This is a genomic window from Corynebacterium sp. HMSC074A01, assembly GCF_001831515.1.
Classification (GTDB): domain Bacteria; phylum Actinomycetota; class Actinomycetes; order Mycobacteriales; family Mycobacteriaceae; genus Corynebacterium.
In genome coordinates, this window is sequence record NZ_KV825598.1 from 221,481 (window position 1) to 237,805 (window position 16,325).

The 16,325-nt window shown below is 65.6% G+C and carries 13 protein-coding genes and 1 pseudogene; 6 read left to right on the forward strand and 8 right to left on the reverse strand.

Translation table 11 applies throughout. From position 1 onward, the window contains the following. The first annotated feature begins 8 nt into the window (after positions 1-8). From HMPREF2550_RS01240 to recR, 3 genes are all read left to right on the forward strand, one after another. Complete coding sequence (locus HMPREF2550_RS01240) at positions 9-2,192, forward strand: DNA polymerase III subunit gamma and tau (protein WP_070789191.1); 2,184 nt, start codon at positions 9-11, stop codon at positions 2,190-2,192. Positions 2,193-2,300: 108 nt separating this feature from the next. After that, a complete protein-coding gene (locus tag HMPREF2550_RS01245) occupies positions 2,301-2,687 on the forward strand; it encodes a YbaB/EbfC family nucleoid-associated protein (protein ID WP_070762783.1) in 387 nt (128 codons plus the stop codon). A gap of 77 nt (positions 2,688-2,764) precedes the next feature. Further along, complete coding sequence (gene recR, locus HMPREF2550_RS01250) at positions 2,765-3,391, forward strand: recombination mediator RecR (RefSeq protein ID WP_070789193.1); 627 nt, start codon at positions 2,765-2,767, stop codon at positions 3,389-3,391. Position 3,392: 1 nt separating this feature from the next. On the opposite strand, the gene HMPREF2550_RS01255 is transcribed toward recR, so the two are convergent. The 6 genes from HMPREF2550_RS01255 to HMPREF2550_RS01280 form a co-directional block, all read right to left on the reverse strand. After that, the gene (locus HMPREF2550_RS01255) at positions 3,393-4,094 is read right to left on the reverse strand and encodes a type 1 glutamine amidotransferase (RefSeq protein WP_070762781.1); all 702 of its coding nucleotides are present in this window, start codon (positions 4,092-4,094) and stop codon (positions 3,393-3,395) included. Further along, complete coding sequence (locus tag HMPREF2550_RS01260) at positions 4,087-5,364, reverse strand: Mur ligase family protein (protein ID WP_070789194.1); 1,278 nt, start codon at positions 5,362-5,364, stop codon at positions 4,087-4,089. The genes HMPREF2550_RS01255 and HMPREF2550_RS01260 overlap by 8 nt, the downstream gene beginning before the upstream one ends. A 10-nt stretch (positions 5,365-5,374) precedes the next feature. Further along, entirely contained in the window at positions 5,375-6,385 is a 1,011-nt protein-coding gene (locus HMPREF2550_RS01265; protein ID WP_070789196.1) for a DNA polymerase III subunit epsilon, read from the reverse strand. A 35-nt stretch (positions 6,386-6,420) separates the two neighbouring features. Continuing rightward, the gene (locus HMPREF2550_RS01270) at positions 6,421-7,548 is read right to left on the reverse strand and encodes a hypothetical protein (protein WP_070789199.1); all 1,128 of its coding nucleotides are present in this window, start codon (positions 7,546-7,548) and stop codon (positions 6,421-6,423) included. Between the two features lie 351 nt (positions 7,549-7,899). Next, positions 7,900-9,735, reverse strand: coding sequence for a 2-isopropylmalate synthase (leuA, locus tag HMPREF2550_RS01275; RefSeq protein WP_070789200.1), 1,836 nt, complete (start codon positions 9,733-9,735; stop codon positions 7,900-7,902). A gap of 217 nt (positions 9,736-9,952) precedes the next feature. Next, a complete protein-coding gene (locus tag HMPREF2550_RS01280) occupies positions 9,953-10,804 on the reverse strand; it encodes a DMT family transporter (RefSeq protein WP_070789202.1) in 852 nt (283 codons plus the stop codon). 141 nt (positions 10,805-10,945) lie between these two features. On the opposite strand from HMPREF2550_RS01280, the gene HMPREF2550_RS01285 reads away from it, so the two are divergent. From HMPREF2550_RS01285 to HMPREF2550_RS01295, 3 genes are all read left to right on the forward strand, one after another. Continuing rightward, positions 10,946-12,211: an aspartate kinase gene (locus tag HMPREF2550_RS01285; RefSeq protein ID WP_070789203.1), complete on the forward strand. Its 1,266-nt coding sequence runs from the start codon at positions 10,946-10,948 to the stop codon at positions 12,209-12,211. A 49-nt stretch (positions 12,212-12,260) separates the two neighbouring features. After that, a complete protein-coding gene (locus HMPREF2550_RS01290) occupies positions 12,261-13,292 on the forward strand; it encodes an aspartate-semialdehyde dehydrogenase (RefSeq protein WP_070789204.1) in 1,032 nt (343 codons plus the stop codon). A 274-nt stretch (positions 13,293-13,566) separates the two neighbouring features. Beyond that, the gene (locus HMPREF2550_RS01295; RefSeq protein WP_141760483.1) at positions 13,567-13,998 is read left to right on the forward strand and encodes a dihydrolipoyllysine-residue succinyltransferase component of 2-oxoglutarate dehydrogenase complex; all 432 of its coding nucleotides are present in this window, start codon (positions 13,567-13,569) and stop codon (positions 13,996-13,998) included. 68 nt (positions 13,999-14,066) lie between these two features. Here HMPREF2550_RS01295 and HMPREF2550_RS01300 read toward each other — a convergent pair whose 3' ends face one another. Beyond that, complete coding sequence (locus tag HMPREF2550_RS01300; protein WP_070789208.1) at positions 14,067-15,509, reverse strand: YkvI family membrane protein; 1,443 nt, start codon at positions 15,507-15,509, stop codon at positions 14,067-14,069. A gap of 131 nt (positions 15,510-15,640) precedes the next feature. Beyond that, positions 15,641-16,325, reverse strand: a pseudogene (locus HMPREF2550_RS01305) (hypothetical protein); the annotation flags it as partial.

The following is a 16,325-nucleotide window of genomic DNA, read 5'->3' on the forward strand; positions in this document are numbered from 1 at the left end:
TAGACGGCGTGGCTCTATACCGGAAATATCGTCCCGCGACCTTTGGTGAAGTGATCGGCCAAGAACAGGTCACCGTCCCGCTGTCCACCGCCCTGGACAACGGGCGCATCAACCACGCCTACCTGTTTTCCGGGCCGCGCGGCTGCGGCAAGACCTCGTCCGCGCGCATCCTTGCGCGCTCGCTGAACTGCGTGGAGGGGCCGACCTCGACCCCGTGCGGGGTGTGCGAGTCCTGCCGCTCGCTCGCGCCGGGCGGCTCCGGAAACTTGGATGTGATGGAGCTGGACGCGGCCTCACATGGCGGCGTCGACGATATGCGTGACCTGCGCGAGCGCGCCATGTTCGCACCCGCGGAGTCGCGCTACCGCGTCTTCATCATCGATGAGGCGCACATGATCTCCCAGTCCGGTAACAACGCGCTGCTGAAGATTGTGGAGGAGCCGCCGGAGCACCTCATCTTCATCTTCGCCACCACCGAGCCGGAAAAGATGCTCGGCACGATCCGCTCGCGCACCCACAACTACCCGTTCCGCCTGCTCACCCCGCAGGCGATGCGCGAGTTACTCGAGGGCGTGGTGGCCGAAGAAGGCGCGAAGGTGGAAGACACCGTCTACCCGCTGATCATTCGCGCGGGCGGCGGCTCCCCGCGCGACACGCTGTCCGTGTTGGACCAGCTGCTCGCCGGCGCGGGCCCCGACGGGCTGACCTACGACTTGGCGCTGCCGCTTCTGGGCGTCACCGACCTCTCGCTTCTCGACGGCGCCATCGACGCCCTCGCCGCACGCGACGCCTCCGCGATCTTCCACACCATCGACAACGTCATCGAGTCCGGCCACGAGCCGCGCCGCTTCGCCCTCGACCTGCTCGACCGGCTCCGCGACCTGCTCGTGGTGCGTACCGTGCCCGACGCCTTTGGGCAAGGGCTTGTCGACGCCCCCGTGGACCGCGCCGACGTCCTCCGCGCCGAAGCCGAACAGTTCAGCCCCGCGCAGCTGTCCGCCCTGGCCACGGAGGTCAACGACCGCATCGCGGACCTGCGCGGTGCGACCTCCCCGCGCCTGCTGCTCGAGGTGATGATGGCGCACCTGCTTACCCTGGGCGAGAGCGTCGCAGCGCAGTCGAGTGCTGGCGCTGCTGGAGCTGCGTCGGGTGGAACTTCTGGCGGGGGCGCTGCAGCAGCTGCTGCGGCGGCCGCTGCAGCAGCCGCGGCTTCGGGCCAGGTACGCAGCAAGTCGACCCCGCCGCCGCAGCCGGCACCGCCGGTACGGAAGCCGGAGCCAGCTCAACCTGCTCAGCCAGCTCAACCTGCTCAGCCAGCTCAACCTGCGCAACCTGCACAGCCTGAGCCCGAGCAGCCGAAGCCAGCTGAACCGCAGCCGGAGCCAGTGCAGCCTGAATCTGAACGCGCACAGCCCGAGCCCGCTGCAAGTCAAGAGAGCACAGAAGGTACAGACCTGGACGCGCTCTACGACCGTGTGGTGCGCGACTGGACCACCCTGCGGCAGTCGGTGGGCGAGCGCAACAAGGTCGCCGAGATCATGCTCACCGAGGCGAAACCCCTTGGGATGGACGGCGAGACGCTCGTGATCGGCCACAACACCGGCGCGCTTGCCGAGCGCATCAACTCCGAGCGCAACAACGTCGACATCGTGGCGGTGTTTGAAGAAAAGCTAGGCCACCGGGTCGCGGTGCGCTGCGTAGTGGGCACCAGCCCGGAGGCGGCGAACGTGCAGCCTCGGCAGCAACCGCGCGCGGAGCAGGTGTGGAACCCGAACAAGGGCGCGGGATCGAACGAGCCCACGCCCGAGGAGCCTGCGGGGGCCAAACCTGAGGCACCTGCTCCACCTACAACGCCGCGGCCCAACCCCGGTGCGCAAGCCCGTGCCGAGGCCAACGATTGGAAGGCTGCGGCGCAGGCCGCAAGCCGAAAGGCTGCGGAGAAGGCGCAGCGCGAACGCGACGAGATTCCGCTGCCGCCCGAGCCGATGGACGACGAGCCCGACTACGACCCCTATGCCTCCGGGGCCGCACCCCTGCCGCAGGACCCGGCGGCTGCGCCGTACACGCGGGAGGAAGAGGAGCGCGATATGGCGGAGCAGGCCATCTCGGAGGAGGGCACGCTCGACCACCGCGACGCCACCGAGGTCGCCATGGAACTGCTGAGTAAAGAGCTTGGCGCGAAGCCGCTGTAACGCGGCGTTCGCTGTCAGCAAGCAGGGGCTTAATGGCGCGGAGATGCGGGTACACTAGTGCCTAAACATCGCCCGCGAGGAAAAACAAACGTAGAAAGGTTGCTCAACATGACTGAGCCGAACATGCCGACCGATATGCAGGACCTCATCCGCCAGGCAGCGGAGGTCCAGGCACAGCTGCAGCAGGCACAGCAGGAGCTGCTGGCCGCTGAGGTCACCGGTACCGCCGGTGGCGAGCTGGTGAAGGTCACCATGACCGGTGGCGCGGAGATCACCAACCTGGAGATCAAGCCGGAGGCCGTGGACCCGGAGGACGTGGAGTCCCTGCAGGACCTCATCCTCGCCGCGTACCGCGATGCGCACAACAAGGCTGGCCAGCTCGCGCAGGAGAAGATCGGCCCGCTGACCGGCGGCTCCGGCCTGGGCCAGCAGGGCGGCCCGACCGGCGGCCAGCCCGCAGGTGAGGGCGAGATCCCCTTCGGCGGCATTTTCTAAACCCGCGTAAAGCTCGTATAAGCGCCTGGCCGTGGGCCGGGCGCTTTGGCGTGTAAAGAGTCAAGGAGGCACCCGCCATGTTTGAAGGCCCGCTGCAGGACCTTATCGACGAGTTCTCGCGCCTACCCGGCGTCGGGCCCAAATCAGCCCAGCGCATTGCCTTCCACCTGCTCAAAACCGAGCCGGAGGATATCGACCGGCTGCGCGCAGCGCTGGCCGCGGTGCGCGACGGAGTGACGTTCTGCCGGATCTGTAACAACGTCTCCCGCGAGGAGGTCTGCCGCATCTGCGCCGACTCCGGCCGCGATGCCACGACCGTGTGTGTGGTGGAGGACGCCAAGGATATCCAGGTCATCGAGCGCACCGGCGAGTACTCCGGGCACTATCACGTGCTCGGTGGGGCGCTTGACCCGCTGGCGAACGTCGGCCCGAAGGACCTGGCGATCGCGCCGCTCCTCAAGCGCATTGGCGGCGTTCTGCCGGACCTCGAGGGGGAGGAGTCCCCGCAGGTCAACGAAGTGATCCTGGCGACCGACCCAGACACCGAGGGCGAGGCGACTGCCTCCTACCTGGTGCGCCTGCTCAAGGACTTCCCGGAGCTGACGATCTCTCGCCTGGCCTCCGGCATGCCGCTGGGCGGGGACTTGGAGTTCGTCGACGAGCTCACGCTCTCGCGCGCACTCAGCGGCCGGTTGAAGCTCTAAGCTACTTCAGCCGCTCGGCGCGCAGCCTGTCCACCACGTCCAGCTCGAGCGGTGCGAGCTCGGCCGGGTCCACGTCGAGAGCGCGGGCGAGCAGCAGGTCCGCCAGCTCCGGGTTGCGGGCCAGCACGGGACCGTGCATGTAGGTGGCGATCACGCTGCCCTGGACCACGCCTTCTGCCGTGCCGTCCAGGTTGCCGATGCCGCGGGTGACACGCCCGAGGGGCTGGGCGTCGAGGCCGAGCACGGTGCCGCCCATGTGGTTTTCAAACCCGGTCAGGGCGGCGGTAAGCGGTCCTTGTGGGGTGGTTGTGACTTCGCCGATGGCGCGGGAGGAAAGGGGGGTGGTGGTGGCGTCGAGAAGCGAGATGCCCTTGACCTCGCGGCCGCCGGCGTTGAAGGAGTGGCCGAGCACCTGCAGGCCCGCGCAGATTGCCAGGATCGGGGTGCCTTTGTCGGCGGCGCGCTGCAGGCCGGGGGAGGACGAAAGGCGCTCAGCGGCGAGGATCTGGGCGGAGTCCTCGCCGCCGCCGAGAGTGTAGACGTCGCAGTCGTCGGTGATCTCGTCGGTGAGCAGGAATGGGCGGATTTCGGCGTCGATGTCGCGCATGCGGGCGCGCTGGCGCAGCACGAGCGCGTTGCCGTCGTCGCCGTAGGTGCCCAAAACGTCCGGCAGAATCAGGCCGATTGTCAGTTGCTTAGCCACGGTAGTCCTCCTGCTTCGCCATATCCCGTTTCAGATCGCGGAACGCGGTGTAGTTCGCCAGCACCTCCACACGGCCCGGCGGGCAGGCGCGGATGGCCTTGACCACGTCGTGGACCAGCTCGTGCTCGATGCCCGCATATAACAGGCGGACCGCCAGGTCCGTGCCGCGCTCGCCGGCGGCCTTGACCGCGATGCCGTCGAAGTCCTCGAATTTTACGTCCCACAGCCAGGACACGTCTGCGCCGTCGCCCTGCTGGGCGTTGACGGCGATGACCACGCCGTCGGCGTCGCGGTCCAGCATGGTCAGGGCCTCCTGCCAGCCGGCAGGATTCTTGGCCAAAAGCAGGCGCACTTCGTGCTCGCCGAGGCCGACGGTGGCGTAGCGGCCGGCGACGTTGTCCACGCCCTCCACGGCGCGCACCGCCTTGTCCAGGGGCACGTCGTAGGCCTCGACCGCGGCGGCCACGGCCTGGGCGGCGTTGCCACGGTTGGCGCGCCCGGGCAGCGTCAGGTTCAAGGCCACCTCGCCGTGCGGGGTGGACAGGCTGTACTTATCGACGGTGTACGTCGGCTCAGGGCGGCGGAACTCAGTACCGTCGGCGAGCTTCTCAGTGGCGTACCAGTCGCCGTCCGGCGTGCGCACCACCGAGCCCGCGCCGCGCGGGTTGGTCACCGAATCGTTGACCCAACCGGCACCGGCGGCAACCCACACCACGTTCGGGTGGCCCCAGGCCACCGAGGTCATGAGCACGTCGTCGCAGTTGGCAATCACCGTCATCTCCGGGTGGGCCTCGACGCAGGCGCGCAGGGCGCGCTCGATCTTGTTGATCTCGCCCACGCGGTCGAGCTGGTCGCGCGAGAGGTTGAGCAGTACGAGTGCGTTCGGGTGGAGACTGTCGGCCACGTGCGGGACGTGTAGCTCGTCGACCTCTAAGGCGATGAGGTTGGCGTCTTGGCCCGCCATGAGCGCGGAGATGATGCCGGCGTCCATATTGTCGCCGCCCTCGTTCGTGGCCACGGTGTGGGTGGTGCGCAGCGCCTGCACAAGCATGCGGGTCGTGGTGGACTTGCCGTTCGTGCCGGTGACCAGCACTGCAGGGCGGCCACGGCCCAGCCCGTCCATGATGTTGGGGTCGATGGCACCTGCGACCAGGCCGCCGATCATGCCGCCGGCACCACGGCCGGTGGCGCGCGAGGCGGAAGTTGCAAGCTGTGCTGCTGCGAGCGCGGTTTTCGTGCGGATGCGGCTGAAGCGTCCTCTCGGATTCATGCGCTCTACGTTAGTCCACGCTTATTGCAGAACCCATCTCCTCCACGGCCTGCAAAAACTCCTCGCCGGTCAGGATCGGGATGTCCTTGCGGTGCCCGTGCATCGCCTTGCCCCGCAGCTCGGCACCCTTCGCCAGGGCATCCGAGACCACCAGGGAGCTTTCGCGGCTGAGCTTTTCGGTGTAGGTCAGGCCGGCGCGCACGGCGGCGTCGATAAGCGTGTCCGGCTCGAGCGCCACATCGTCGGTGACCACGACAACCATGCCCTTTTCCAGGCCGGATTGCTTGGTGTACTTGCCGGGGTTGTCTGCGGCCGCGCCGGCGTTCTCCGCGTCCACACGCACCGTGGAGCGCTGCAGGCCGAAACGATCCGGCGCGAGCTCGTCGGGAGCCCGGCCGGTGACCCCGCCGCGCTCGCGTAGCTGCAAGAACATCGCCACCAGCTTCAGCGTCTGCTCGCGGGAGAGCTCCGCCTCCGGGCGGCCAGCGCGCTCCACGGAGGCGACCGGGGACTCGGAGGCCACGCCGATCAGGTCCGCGACCGCGTTGATACGCAGGTCGATGGGGATCTCGCCTTGGCGACGCGCCACGGCGAGCAGGTCTACGATCTCCGTGGGGCGCGGCACGTGCCCCACGCGCTGGCGGCGGCGCCCGTTGCGCTTCTTCCGGGAGCGATTCGCGCGTGCGGCGGCGCTCATCGCGCGTCGCGCCTCGCTGACGATGAATCCCCAGGTGGTGGGGGCGTCGAAGGTGATGAGCGTGCGGTCGTCGAGAAGCTTATCCAGCGTTTTCAAAAACCGGCTGAAGCGCGTCGACTGCGCTACCTCGTGCGCGCTCAAACCGTGCGTGTGGCGGGGGCCCGGGTCGCAGCCGGGGTTGATCACGGTGTGGAATTCCTCGCCCACGCGCCCGCCATCATCAAAGGTCACGGCATCGATGGTGAGAATCCGCCCGGTCGACGGGTGGATACCCGTCGTCTGCGCGTAGAGCGCAACATAGGGGTAGGGATCATTCGATGTCATTGTTCAGAGTCTAGCGGGGCCGGGGAGCGGCGAAGCTACTCGGCCGGGGAAGACTTCGCAGGCACCTCTGCCTGAGCCTCCGCGACTGGGGACTCGTACGCGCTGTTGTCGCCGACCCACTGCGAGGAAATCGCGATCACGCCAGCGATGATCAGCAGGATCAGGATGGCACCCGCAGTCAGGCAGATCGGGTGCAGTGCATGCTTCAACTGCGCTCTCCGTTCTGCTTCGTCCTGCTCGGCCTGGGACGGGGGCTCAGGCGTCGACTCGGCGGCGAGCGCGGCCTGCGCGGCGTCCTGATCCGTCTTGAACTGCGCGTCCGGAGCAGTCACCGGCGGTGCCGCAGGAACCTCCGGGGCTTGCGCCTCGTGGTGCTCGGCACCGCCGACACTGGCAGCGGTGCTCGCACCGACGGACACCAGCTCCGGCAGGCGCTCGGCCTCCGCGAGCGGCAGGTAGGGCACAGGGGAGAGCGCCTGCGGGGCACCGAGCTCCTGGACGCCGTTGAGGTTGACCGTCAGCTCCGCGCCGCCCGCAGCGGGGGCGTGGTAGCCACGCACCACCATGGCCAGGCCGCGGCGCTCGAGGTTACGCAGCGTCGGGGTGATCTCCGAGGCGGTGCGGCTATCCAGACGTCCGACCGCGCCGTTGCCCAGGGAGGCGACGACGTCCCCGGCTTTGTCGAACTCGATGCACACGAGCAGGCTCATGCTGTCATCGACGTCGCGCTCGGCGGCGTCCTGGTAGTAGAGCACCGTCCGCGGGCCGTTGCCATCCAGCAGGGCCCAGGGCTCCAGCGGCGGCTCGTTCGCCGGGATGCACAGGCCAGGGAGGGGGAGGCGGAGGCTCAAGGCGATGCCGCCCTCGTCGAAACGCTCGGCGCGTGCGGTGACCTCCGGCGTGAGATTCGCCGCCGCGATGTGCGCGAGCTCCGGGTACTCCAGGGCCTCTTCCTCGGGGAAGGTGCTGAGGATGCTGCCGTTGTGCTCGACGTAGAAGCCGAGATCCTCGCCGCGCTGCAGGAGCGTGACCTGCACATCGGCGGTGTCTGCGCCAGCGTTATCCAACAACCGGGTCACCAGTGCAGTATCCACGTCAATAGTGGGAATGCTGTGCACTGCGCCGATTCCGTGGTCGGGGACCACGTAGTTGGGGGTCCGCATAGTTGGATGCCACCTTACTTCTCGCGGTTGGAACACTCGTGGGTGAAAATCTGCAGCTAAAAGTTGCCTTTTCCTGCAACTTCTGTGCTGTGCTTATGTTCAAGTATAGGTGTCGACGTTCTTCCTGCGAAGGGCGCGACGCAAGGAGATGTTGAACAGTCGATCAATGTTCTCGTTGTACCTGCGTTAATTGGCAAAACCATAAAAGTTCCCTGAGTGAGGTAGGTCACTTATGTGGTTTCGCCTGCGTCGACAAGCTAAGAGCTGTGCTTGGAGTCTGAGGAGAGCGAAACTGCCCCAACCACCCCCTAAAAGGGGTAGTTGGTGGCGGCTGTGTGCGGTCCGGCTAGCTTACACGCCGCCGGTCTTGCCCTCGGTCAGGCCGCGGTTGACCGCCGAGGTGATCGCCTTGAGCGAGGCGCGCGTGGTCGAACCGGCGATGCCCACGCCCCAGGCGGAGGTGCCGTCCACATCGGCGTAGATGTAGCAGGCGGCATCCGCATCGTCGCCAGCAGAGCGGGAGCGCTGCGAGTAGTCCTGCACCTCGAAGTCGATGCCCAGGGACTCCAGCGCGTTGGCAAACGCCGCGATTGGGCCGTTGCCGGTGCCGTGGATCTCGTGGCGCTCGCCGCGGTACTCCACGGTCACCTTCACTGCAGAGTCATCGTCCTCGGCCACCGCGCCGGTGACCTCGTAGTCCACCAGCTCCAGCGGGGTATCCAGGTCAAGGTAGGTGCCCGCGAAGATGTCCCACATGTTCTTCGAGTTGACCTCGCCGCCCTCGGAGTCTGTGATGGACTGCACGATGGCGGAGAACTCCGGCTGCATGGCCTTCGGCATGTTGATGCCGTGGTCGGTCTTCATGATGTAGGCCACGCCGCCCTTGCCGGACTGTGAGTTCACGCGGATGACCGCCTCGTAGGTACGGCCCACGTCCTTCGGGTCGATCGGCAGGTAGGGCACCTCCCACGTCGTCTCGCGGAGCTCCTCCCAGGACACATCGTTGGAAGAAGCGTTGGGGCGCACACGCTGCGCCAGTGCGTCCAGACCCTTGTTGATCGCGTCCTGGTGCGAGCCGGAGAACGCGGTAAAGACCAGGTCGCCGCCGTAGGGGTGGCGTTCCGGTACGCGCAGCTGGTTGCAGTACTCCACGGTCTGGCGGATCTTGTTGATATCCGAGAAGTCGATCTGCGGGTCCACACCCTGCGTCAGCATGTTCAGGCCCAGGGTGACCAGGTCGACGTTGCCGGTGCGCTCGCCGTTGCCGAACAGGCAGCCCTCGATGCGGTCAGCGCCAGCCATGTAGCCCAGCTCGGCCGCGGCGACACCCTCGCCACGGTCGTTGTGTGGGTGCAGGGACAGGATGATCGACTCGCGGTGTGCCAGGTTGCGGTGCATCCACTCGATGGAGTCCGCGTAGACGTTGGGGCTGATCATCTCCACCGTGGAGGGCAGGTTGATGATGATCGGGTCGGCCGGGGTCGGCTCCATGACGTCTACGACCGCGTCGCAGACTTCCTTGGCAAACTCCAGCTCGGTGCCCGTGTAGGACTCCGGAGAGTACTGCCAGCGCCAGTTGGTGTCCGGGTAGTCCTCCGCGATGGTCTTGATCAGCTCGGCCGCGTCGGTGGCCAGCTTCTTAATCGCCGGGCGATTCTTGCGGAAGACCACCTCACGCTGCAGCTTGGAGGTGGAGTTGTAGAAGTGCACGATCACGTTCTTCGCGCCCGCGCAGGCCTCGAAGGTGCGGCGGATCAGGTGCTCGCGCGCCTGCACCAGCACCTGGATGGTCACGTCATCGGGGATCATGTCCTGCTCGATGATCTCGCGCACAAAGTCAAAGTCCGTCTGGCTGGCGGAGGGGAAGCCGACCTCGATCTCCTTGTAGCCCATCTCCACCAGCAGGTTGAACATGCGGCGCTTGCGCTCCGGGCTCATCGGGTCAATCAACGCCTGGTTGCCGTCGCGCAGGTCCACGGCGCACCACTGCGGGGCGACCGTAATCTTCTTGTCCGGCCAGGTGCGGTCCGGCAGGGTAATGTCCTCGACCTCTTCGGCGAAGCTTAAGTAGCGGTCTACCGGCATCTGCGAGCCGCGCTGCTTATTCCATGCGGGCTGACCCTCGTTCTTCGGGCCGTCCGGGGTGCGGATTTCGCGGGGGACAAAAAATTCGTTTGGGTTGGTCATTAGGCTTCCTTCCACGTAGCGGGTGTATTCGGTGTGTGATCCACGGCCGGCAAGCACAAACTCCGCGACGGGGTGCCGGCCGTGTTAGTAGGTGGCCTGATTCCCGCCGCGGCGTAGAAGGAGTAGCTGCCGATGTGACATGCCAGACATCTTACACACCAGCGCGCGCGTGTCACGCGCATCACACATTTATATGCACTTCTGATCTATCTGCCGACTACTTGATACTGACTCGGGTGACCATCGCGGCGCTGAAAAGCATGCCCGCGATGGTCACCACCATGGCCGTCCAGCCGAGGAAACCGGTGAGTGCGAACTTTTCGCCCAAAAGTACAAGACCCAAGCTCAGGGCCACGAGCGGCTCGACCACCTTCATGGCGGGCAGGGTGGTGGCCAGCTTCCCGGCCCCGAACGCGTATTGCTGGACGACGGTGCCTAGCACTGCGGAGGCGAGCATCGCCCAGAACTGCCAGGCGCTGAGGATGCCGGTGATGCCGCCGTGTACGTAGGCGTCGACAGCCACTTTGGAAAAGACGGCGAGGTAGCCGAAAATCGCCCCGCACAGGATGCCAAAAGAGAGGCTTTGGAAGGCGGCGGAGCGGGAGCGGGAAAACGCGAACGTCGCAAAGAGCCCGGCGAGACCGAGCCCGACGGCGAGCAGCCACTCCCAGGTAGGTGGCGTGCGCTCGCCGGGGATGGGGCGGCCGACGACCACCACGATGCCCACGAAGGCGGTGAGCAGCACAGACCAGAAGGACGTGGTGGTGGAGAGGCGGCGGCGCTCGACCCGCGCGGACAGCAGCAGCGTGAGCATGAGCGAGAGCACGAGCACCGGCTGCACCACGAGTAGAGAGCCGAAGGCGAGCGCGACGGCCTGAAATCCGTAGGCGGCCAGCGCGAGCGAAAGGGAAAACCACCAGGCGGGGCGCTTGAGCGCGCGCAGCGGGGACTCGTTGACCTCACCTTGTTCGCGGCCGGCCCGCAGGATCTGGTGCCGCCACACGGTGCCCACCGCGATCAGCAGGGCGGAGGTGAACGCAAAGCCGATCGCGAGGAAGTTGTTGTGCACACAGAATGATATTAGTGCGATACCTCGTATCGTGGTTTTCTGCCCGCTATTGTTGGTACACGGACCTGGATCCACTTTTCTTAGAGCAAGAAGCACTATGGGCCGATACGGTTTCGGCCGAAATGGAAGGCGTAGACAGCAATGGCATTGATCGTGCAGAAGTACGGAGGCTCCTCCCTCGAAAGCGCGGAGCGAATTCGCGCCGTCGCTGAGCGCATCGTTGCCACGAAGAAGGCCGGCAACGACGTGGTGGTGGTCTGCTCCGCGATGGGCGATACCACCGACGAGCTGCTGGACCTGGCCGCCCAGGTCAACCCCACTCCGCCCGCGCGCGAGATGGACATGCTGCTGACTGCTGGCGAACGCATCTCAAACTCGCTGGTGGCGATGGCGGTGGCCTCCTACGGCGTGGACGTGCAGTCCTTCACCGGCTCGCAGGCGGGCGTGATTACCACCGAGCGCCACGGCAACGCGCGCATTATTGACGTCACGCCGGGCCGCGTCCAGGAGGCTGTGGATGCGGGCAAGATCGCCATCGTCGCGGGCTTTCAGGGTGTGAACCGCGATACGCGCGACATCACCACGCTGGGCCGCGGTGGCTCGGACACCACGGCGGTGGCGCTCGCGGCGGCGATGGGCGCCGACGAGTGCGAGATCTACTCGGACGTGGACGGTGTCTACACCGCAGATCCGCGCATTGTATCCGATGCGCGGAAGCTGGACAAGCTCTGCTTCGAGGAGATGCTGGAGCTGGCCGCATCGGGGTCGAAGATCCTGGTGCTGCGCAGTGTGGAATACGCTCGCGCGTTCAACGTACCTATGCGAGTTCGCTCGTCTTACAGTAACGACATCGGCACGCTGGTTGCCGGAGCATTGGAGGATATCCCCATGGAAGAAGCAGTCCTGTCCGGAGTAGCTACCGACGCTACGGAGGCGAAGATCACCGTCCTGGGTATCCCGGACACCCCGGGTGAGGCGGCGAAGCTCTTCCGTGCGCTGGCGGACGCAGAGATCAACATCGACATGGTGCTGCAGAACATCTCCACCCTGGAGGAGAAGAAGACGGACATCACCTTCACGCTGCCCATCCCGGACCGCCCGCGCTGCATGGACCTGCTGACCAAGCTGAAGGAGAGCGAGGGCTGGGGCGACGTGATCTACAACGATGACGTGGGCAAGGTCTCCCTGGTCGGCGCTGGTATGAAGTCGCACCCGGGCGTGACCGCAGACTTTACCGAGGCCCTGCGCGACGCGGGCGTGAACATCGAGATGATCACCACCTCGGAGATCCGCATCACCGCTGTCGTGCGTGACGCAGACCTGGCGGAGGCTACCCGCGCTATCCACGACCGCTTTGACCTGGGCGGCGACGAGCCCGCCGTCGTCTACGCAGGCACCGGGCGCTAGCGCCTTTTCGTCGGACACCAACTTTTTGCAGTAAAGGAGCTTTTGCAACATGACCACCATCGCTATCGTCGGAGCCACCGGTCAGGTTGGGCGCGTGATGCGCTCCATCCTGGCGGAGCGGGACTTCCCGGCGGACACCGTCCGTTTCTTCGCTTCCCCGCGCTCGGCGGGCACGAAGCTGGACTACCGCGGTACTGAGGTAGAGGTGGAGGATCTGACCAAGGTCACCGAAGACAGCGTCAAGGACGTTGACATCGCCCTGTTCTCCGCGGGTGGTTCCACCTCGAAGCAGTGGGCCCCGGTCTTCGCGGCCGCTGGTGCGACCGTGGTAGACAACTCCTCTGCGTGGCGCAAGGATCCGGAGGTGCCGCTGATCGTCTCCGAGGTCAACCCGGATGCCGCGAAGGAGCTGCCGAAGGGCATCATCGCAAACCCCAACTGCACCACCATGGCGATCATGCCGGTGGTCAAGGCGCTGCACGACGCGGCCGGTCTCGACACGATGCGCGTGGCCTCCTACCAGGCGGTTTCCGGCTCAGGTCTCGCGGGCGTCGATGCGCTCGCAGGCCAGGTCGCGGAGCTTGGCGAGCGCAACAAGGAGCTGACTACCGACGGCTCCGTGCTCGCCCCGGAGGACTTCGGCCCGTACGTCGCGCCGATCGCCTACAACGCGCTGCCGATGGCGGGCAACCTGGTCGATGACGGCACGGAGGAGACCGACGAGGAGCAGAAGCTGCGCAACGAGTCCCGCAAGATCCTCAGCATCCCGGAGCTGAAAGTCTCGGGCACCTGCGTGCGCGTCCCCGTGTTCACCGGCCACACCATGGTGGTGCACGCGGAGTTCGCCAAGCCGATCACGCCCGATGAGGCCAGGGCAGTGCTTGCCGACGCGCCGGGCGTCGCCGTCGTCGACGTGCCCACCCCACTCGCCGCGACCGGCAAGGACGATTCGCTCGTGGGCCGTATCCGCCAGGATCAGGCGGTCGAGGGCAACCGCGGGCTGGTGTTCGTCGTTTCCGGCGATAACCTGCGCAAGGGCGCGGCGCTCAACACGATTCAGATCGCCGAGCTACTGGTGTAGGTCACAGGTGGGGCGCCGAAAGGTTACGGTTTGGTAAAAGAACTTGCCCTTCCCTGAGGTTTAGCCAAGGATGGAAGACATGAGTTTTTCACGTCGACATTCGCCTGCCCAATTGGTGGCACGCAGCACCGTCGGCGCTCTACTCGCGGGGGTATGCGTGGCAGCGCCGGGGGCGATGGCTGCCGCAGATGCTGGGGATTGGGCAGATGCCACAATCTCGCCCGGCCAAACGCTGATCCTGGTGACAGCGGAAGGCAGTGGAGCGTCGCTAAGCATGAGCCCCTCCGATGCATCAACCCTGCCTGCGGGCTGGAGCGTAATCTCCCGCCCGGACGGGTTGCGCATGACCGCGCCGACGCGGGCGAAGGAGGGGGAGTTCGCCACCGTCCAGTTCACCGAGCGCGGAGAGGTGATTGATGAAATCCGGGTCTCGCTCGTGGAGCGCAGCGAGGCACCGCGAAAGAAGTCGACGGCGACCTCCACGGTCGCGCGCGTGGTCGAGTCTGTCGCGGAGCCCACCGTGCGCACCGCCGAGGAACAGCCGGTCGTGCACACCCCGGCCCCGCAGCCCAGCAGCAGCGCACCGACGCCGACGCCGACTGCGGAAGCTCCGCAGCCGAGCGCGGAGCAGGCCTCTGCGGATACCGGGTCCGGCTGGTTCAGCGGCCTGGTCGATAAGGTCAATACCTTCTTCGGCCGCGGCTAGCGCGCAAGTTACGTACAAAAAATGGCCCGCCTTGGTACAGGCGGGCCATTCTTCTGTTTCCGGAAAGACTACAGGCGGGTGCTGCCGCCCTCTTCTGCCTCCGGTTCTTCGCCCGAGGCGGCCTCCTCGGCTTCCTCTGCGGCGATCATGTCGTCGACTGTGGTGTCGTTCCACGGCTCATCCGGGTTCTTTTCGTACTCCTCCTTGGACTGCGGCTCCGTGTAGGAGACGTAGACGAGCTCGCCTTCGGGGTCCTCGGGGTCGTACTCGATCTCATCGTCGTCCATGAGCTCCTCGTTGACCTCTTCCTCGAGGGCTTCGACGAACTCGTCTTCATCGATGACGGACTTGGAGATCAGGTAGTCCAGCTCCTTTTCGTCGTTCTTGGTAAAGCGCTCGCGCGGATCCAGCTTCAGGTGCATGAGTTCAAGCGCGCGGCGGCGACGCTTGCCCTCCTTGCGCAGCTTCTGCGCGCCGCGCAGCCATGCGGCAGAGACCACGACGATCAGCAGGATGCCCAGGTAGCCCAGCACCGGGTAGACGTAGGCGACCAGGTTCTTGAAGCCCACAAACGACAGGACGAAGCCGACAAGGCAGGTCGAGATGAAGATGACGCGGTACTTGTCCTCGCGGCCGCGCGACAGGCGCTTGCCGAGGGCGTAGAACATGCCGAGCGCGGTGGCGAAGATCATGCCAAAGACCACGACCGCCATGATGAGGCCGAGCGTCGGGTTGATCTCGTTGATCAAGGTGAGCATCGGCATATCCTCGCCAGCGACCACGTCGATCTTGACCATGAGCGAGGTGGCCAGCAGCATCAGCATCACGAGGTAGCCAATGCCGCCCATCAGCCCGCCGAGCCCGGCGGCGCGGGTGTCCAGGTAGTTGCCGCCGATGACCAGCGCCATGGAGACCACGCACATCACGTTCAGGCCCGTGTAGTTCAGCGCCGCGATCCACCAGTTAGGCAGGGTGGAGTCCACCTGCTCGGTAGCCAGGTTGACGCTCTGCCAGTCAAAATCTGTGGTGACCAGGGTGTAGGTACAGCCGAAGATGACAAACGCGAGCAGGAACGGGGTCAGCGAGCCGATTGCGGCGGTCACCTTGTCCACGTCGAGCATGCCGAAGCCTATGACCAGCGCCAGCATGAGCACCGCGCCAATCCAGATGGGGATGCCGAACTGCTGGTTCAAGTTCGAGCCCGCACCGGCGAACATGACAAAGCCGATGGAGAACAGGGTAGTGATCGTGGCGATGTCGAGCACCCACGACACGATCTTGCCGGAGATGTTGCCCAGCACCTCCATGTGCTCCTCGGCCTGGAAGTAGGAGCCGAGCTGGAGGATGGACACACCGGCGATGATCATCAGCACGGAGCCCAGAATCGCTCCGTAGATTCCTTCGGTGCCGAAGGAAGCGAAGTATTGCAGCGCCTCCTGGCCGGACGCGAAGCCCGCGCCCACCACAACGCCGATGAAGGCGAAGGAGATACCTATTGCGTTTTTAAGCATGAAATCTTTCCATAAGAAATCAAAATGTTCAGAGAAACCTTTGCAATAGTATCGTCATTTCCTCTTAATGCCAGTTTGGCCGCTTGCTCTTGCATAGAGCAAACGGCCATGTGCTGGGAAAACGTGCGTTCTTAGGATTTGGTCACAATCGTGCTGCCGCCACCGTTTTCCGCGCCAGGCTCCTCGTCCTCAGCGTCCCCCGTCTCCCTCTCACCGAAGGCGGTAGAGACCTCGCGGTCGTCCTCTTCGTCGGCCCACTGCTCGGCGAAGTCCTCGTCGGTGGGGTTGTCCTTCCACGGTTCGTCCGGGTTCTTGGCGTAGTCCTCGCTGGACTGCGGGTCGGTGTAGGAGACGTAGACTACGTCGCCGTCGCGGTCTTCGGGGTCGTATTCGACCTCGTCGTCGTCGACAAGCTCTTGCCCGACCTCTTCCTCGAGGGAGGCTTCGAGCTCCTCGCTGTCCACGACGGAGGCGTCGATGATGTAGTCCAGCTCGCGCTGGTCGTTCTTGCTGAAGCGCTCGCGCGGGTCCAGCTTCAGGCGCATCAGGTCGCGGGCGCGGCGGCGGCGATTGCCTTCCCGGCGCAGCTTCTGCGAGCCGCGCAGCCAGGCCACGGCGAGCACGAAGATGAGCAGGATGCCCATGTAACCCAGGATTGGGTAGACCACGGAAACCAGCTGCTTGAAGCCGACAAACGAGAGGGCGAAGCCGATCAGGCAGGTGGAGATGAAGATCACGCGGAAGCGGCCCTCGTGGCCGCGGGAAAGGCGCTTGCCCAGGGCGAAGAACATGCCGAGCGCGGTGGCGAAGATCATG

What these genes read in the sequence shown, in the direction of transcription:
- HMPREF2550_RS01300 (WP_070789208.1), bottom strand. Translation starts at nt 15,509, where the DNA reads ATGCTTAAAAACGCAATAGGTATCTCCTTCGCCTTCATCGGCGTTGTG.
- HMPREF2550_RS01265 (WP_070789196.1), bottom strand. Translation starts at nt 6,385, where the DNA reads ATGACATCGAATGATCCCTACCCCTATGTTGCGCTCTACGCGCAGACG.
- HMPREF2550_RS01285 (WP_070789203.1), top strand. Translation starts at nt 10,946, where the DNA reads ATGGCATTGATCGTGCAGAAGTACGGAGGCTCCTCCCTCGAAAGCGCG.
- HMPREF2550_RS01290 (WP_070789204.1), top strand. Translation starts at nt 12,261, where the DNA reads ATGACCACCATCGCTATCGTCGGAGCCACCGGTCAGGTTGGGCGCGTG.
- leuA (WP_070789200.1), bottom strand. Translation starts at nt 9,735, where the DNA reads ATGACCAACCCAAACGAATTTTTTGTCCCCCGCGAAATCCGCACCCCG.
- recR (WP_070789193.1), top strand. Translation starts at nt 2,765, where the DNA reads ATGTTTGAAGGCCCGCTGCAGGACCTTATCGACGAGTTCTCGCGCCTA.
- HMPREF2550_RS01245 (WP_070762783.1), top strand. Translation starts at nt 2,301, where the DNA reads ATGACTGAGCCGAACATGCCGACCGATATGCAGGACCTCATCCGCCAG.
- HMPREF2550_RS01260 (WP_070789194.1), bottom strand. Translation starts at nt 5,364, where the DNA reads ATGAATCCGAGAGGACGCTTCAGCCGCATCCGCACGAAAACCGCGCTC.
- HMPREF2550_RS01295 (WP_141760483.1), top strand. Translation starts at nt 13,567, where the DNA reads ATGAGCCCCTCCGATGCATCAACCCTGCCTGCGGGCTGGAGCGTAATC.
- HMPREF2550_RS01270 (WP_070789199.1), bottom strand. Translation starts at nt 7,548, where the DNA reads ATGCGGACCCCCAACTACGTGGTCCCCGACCACGGAATCGGCGCAGTG.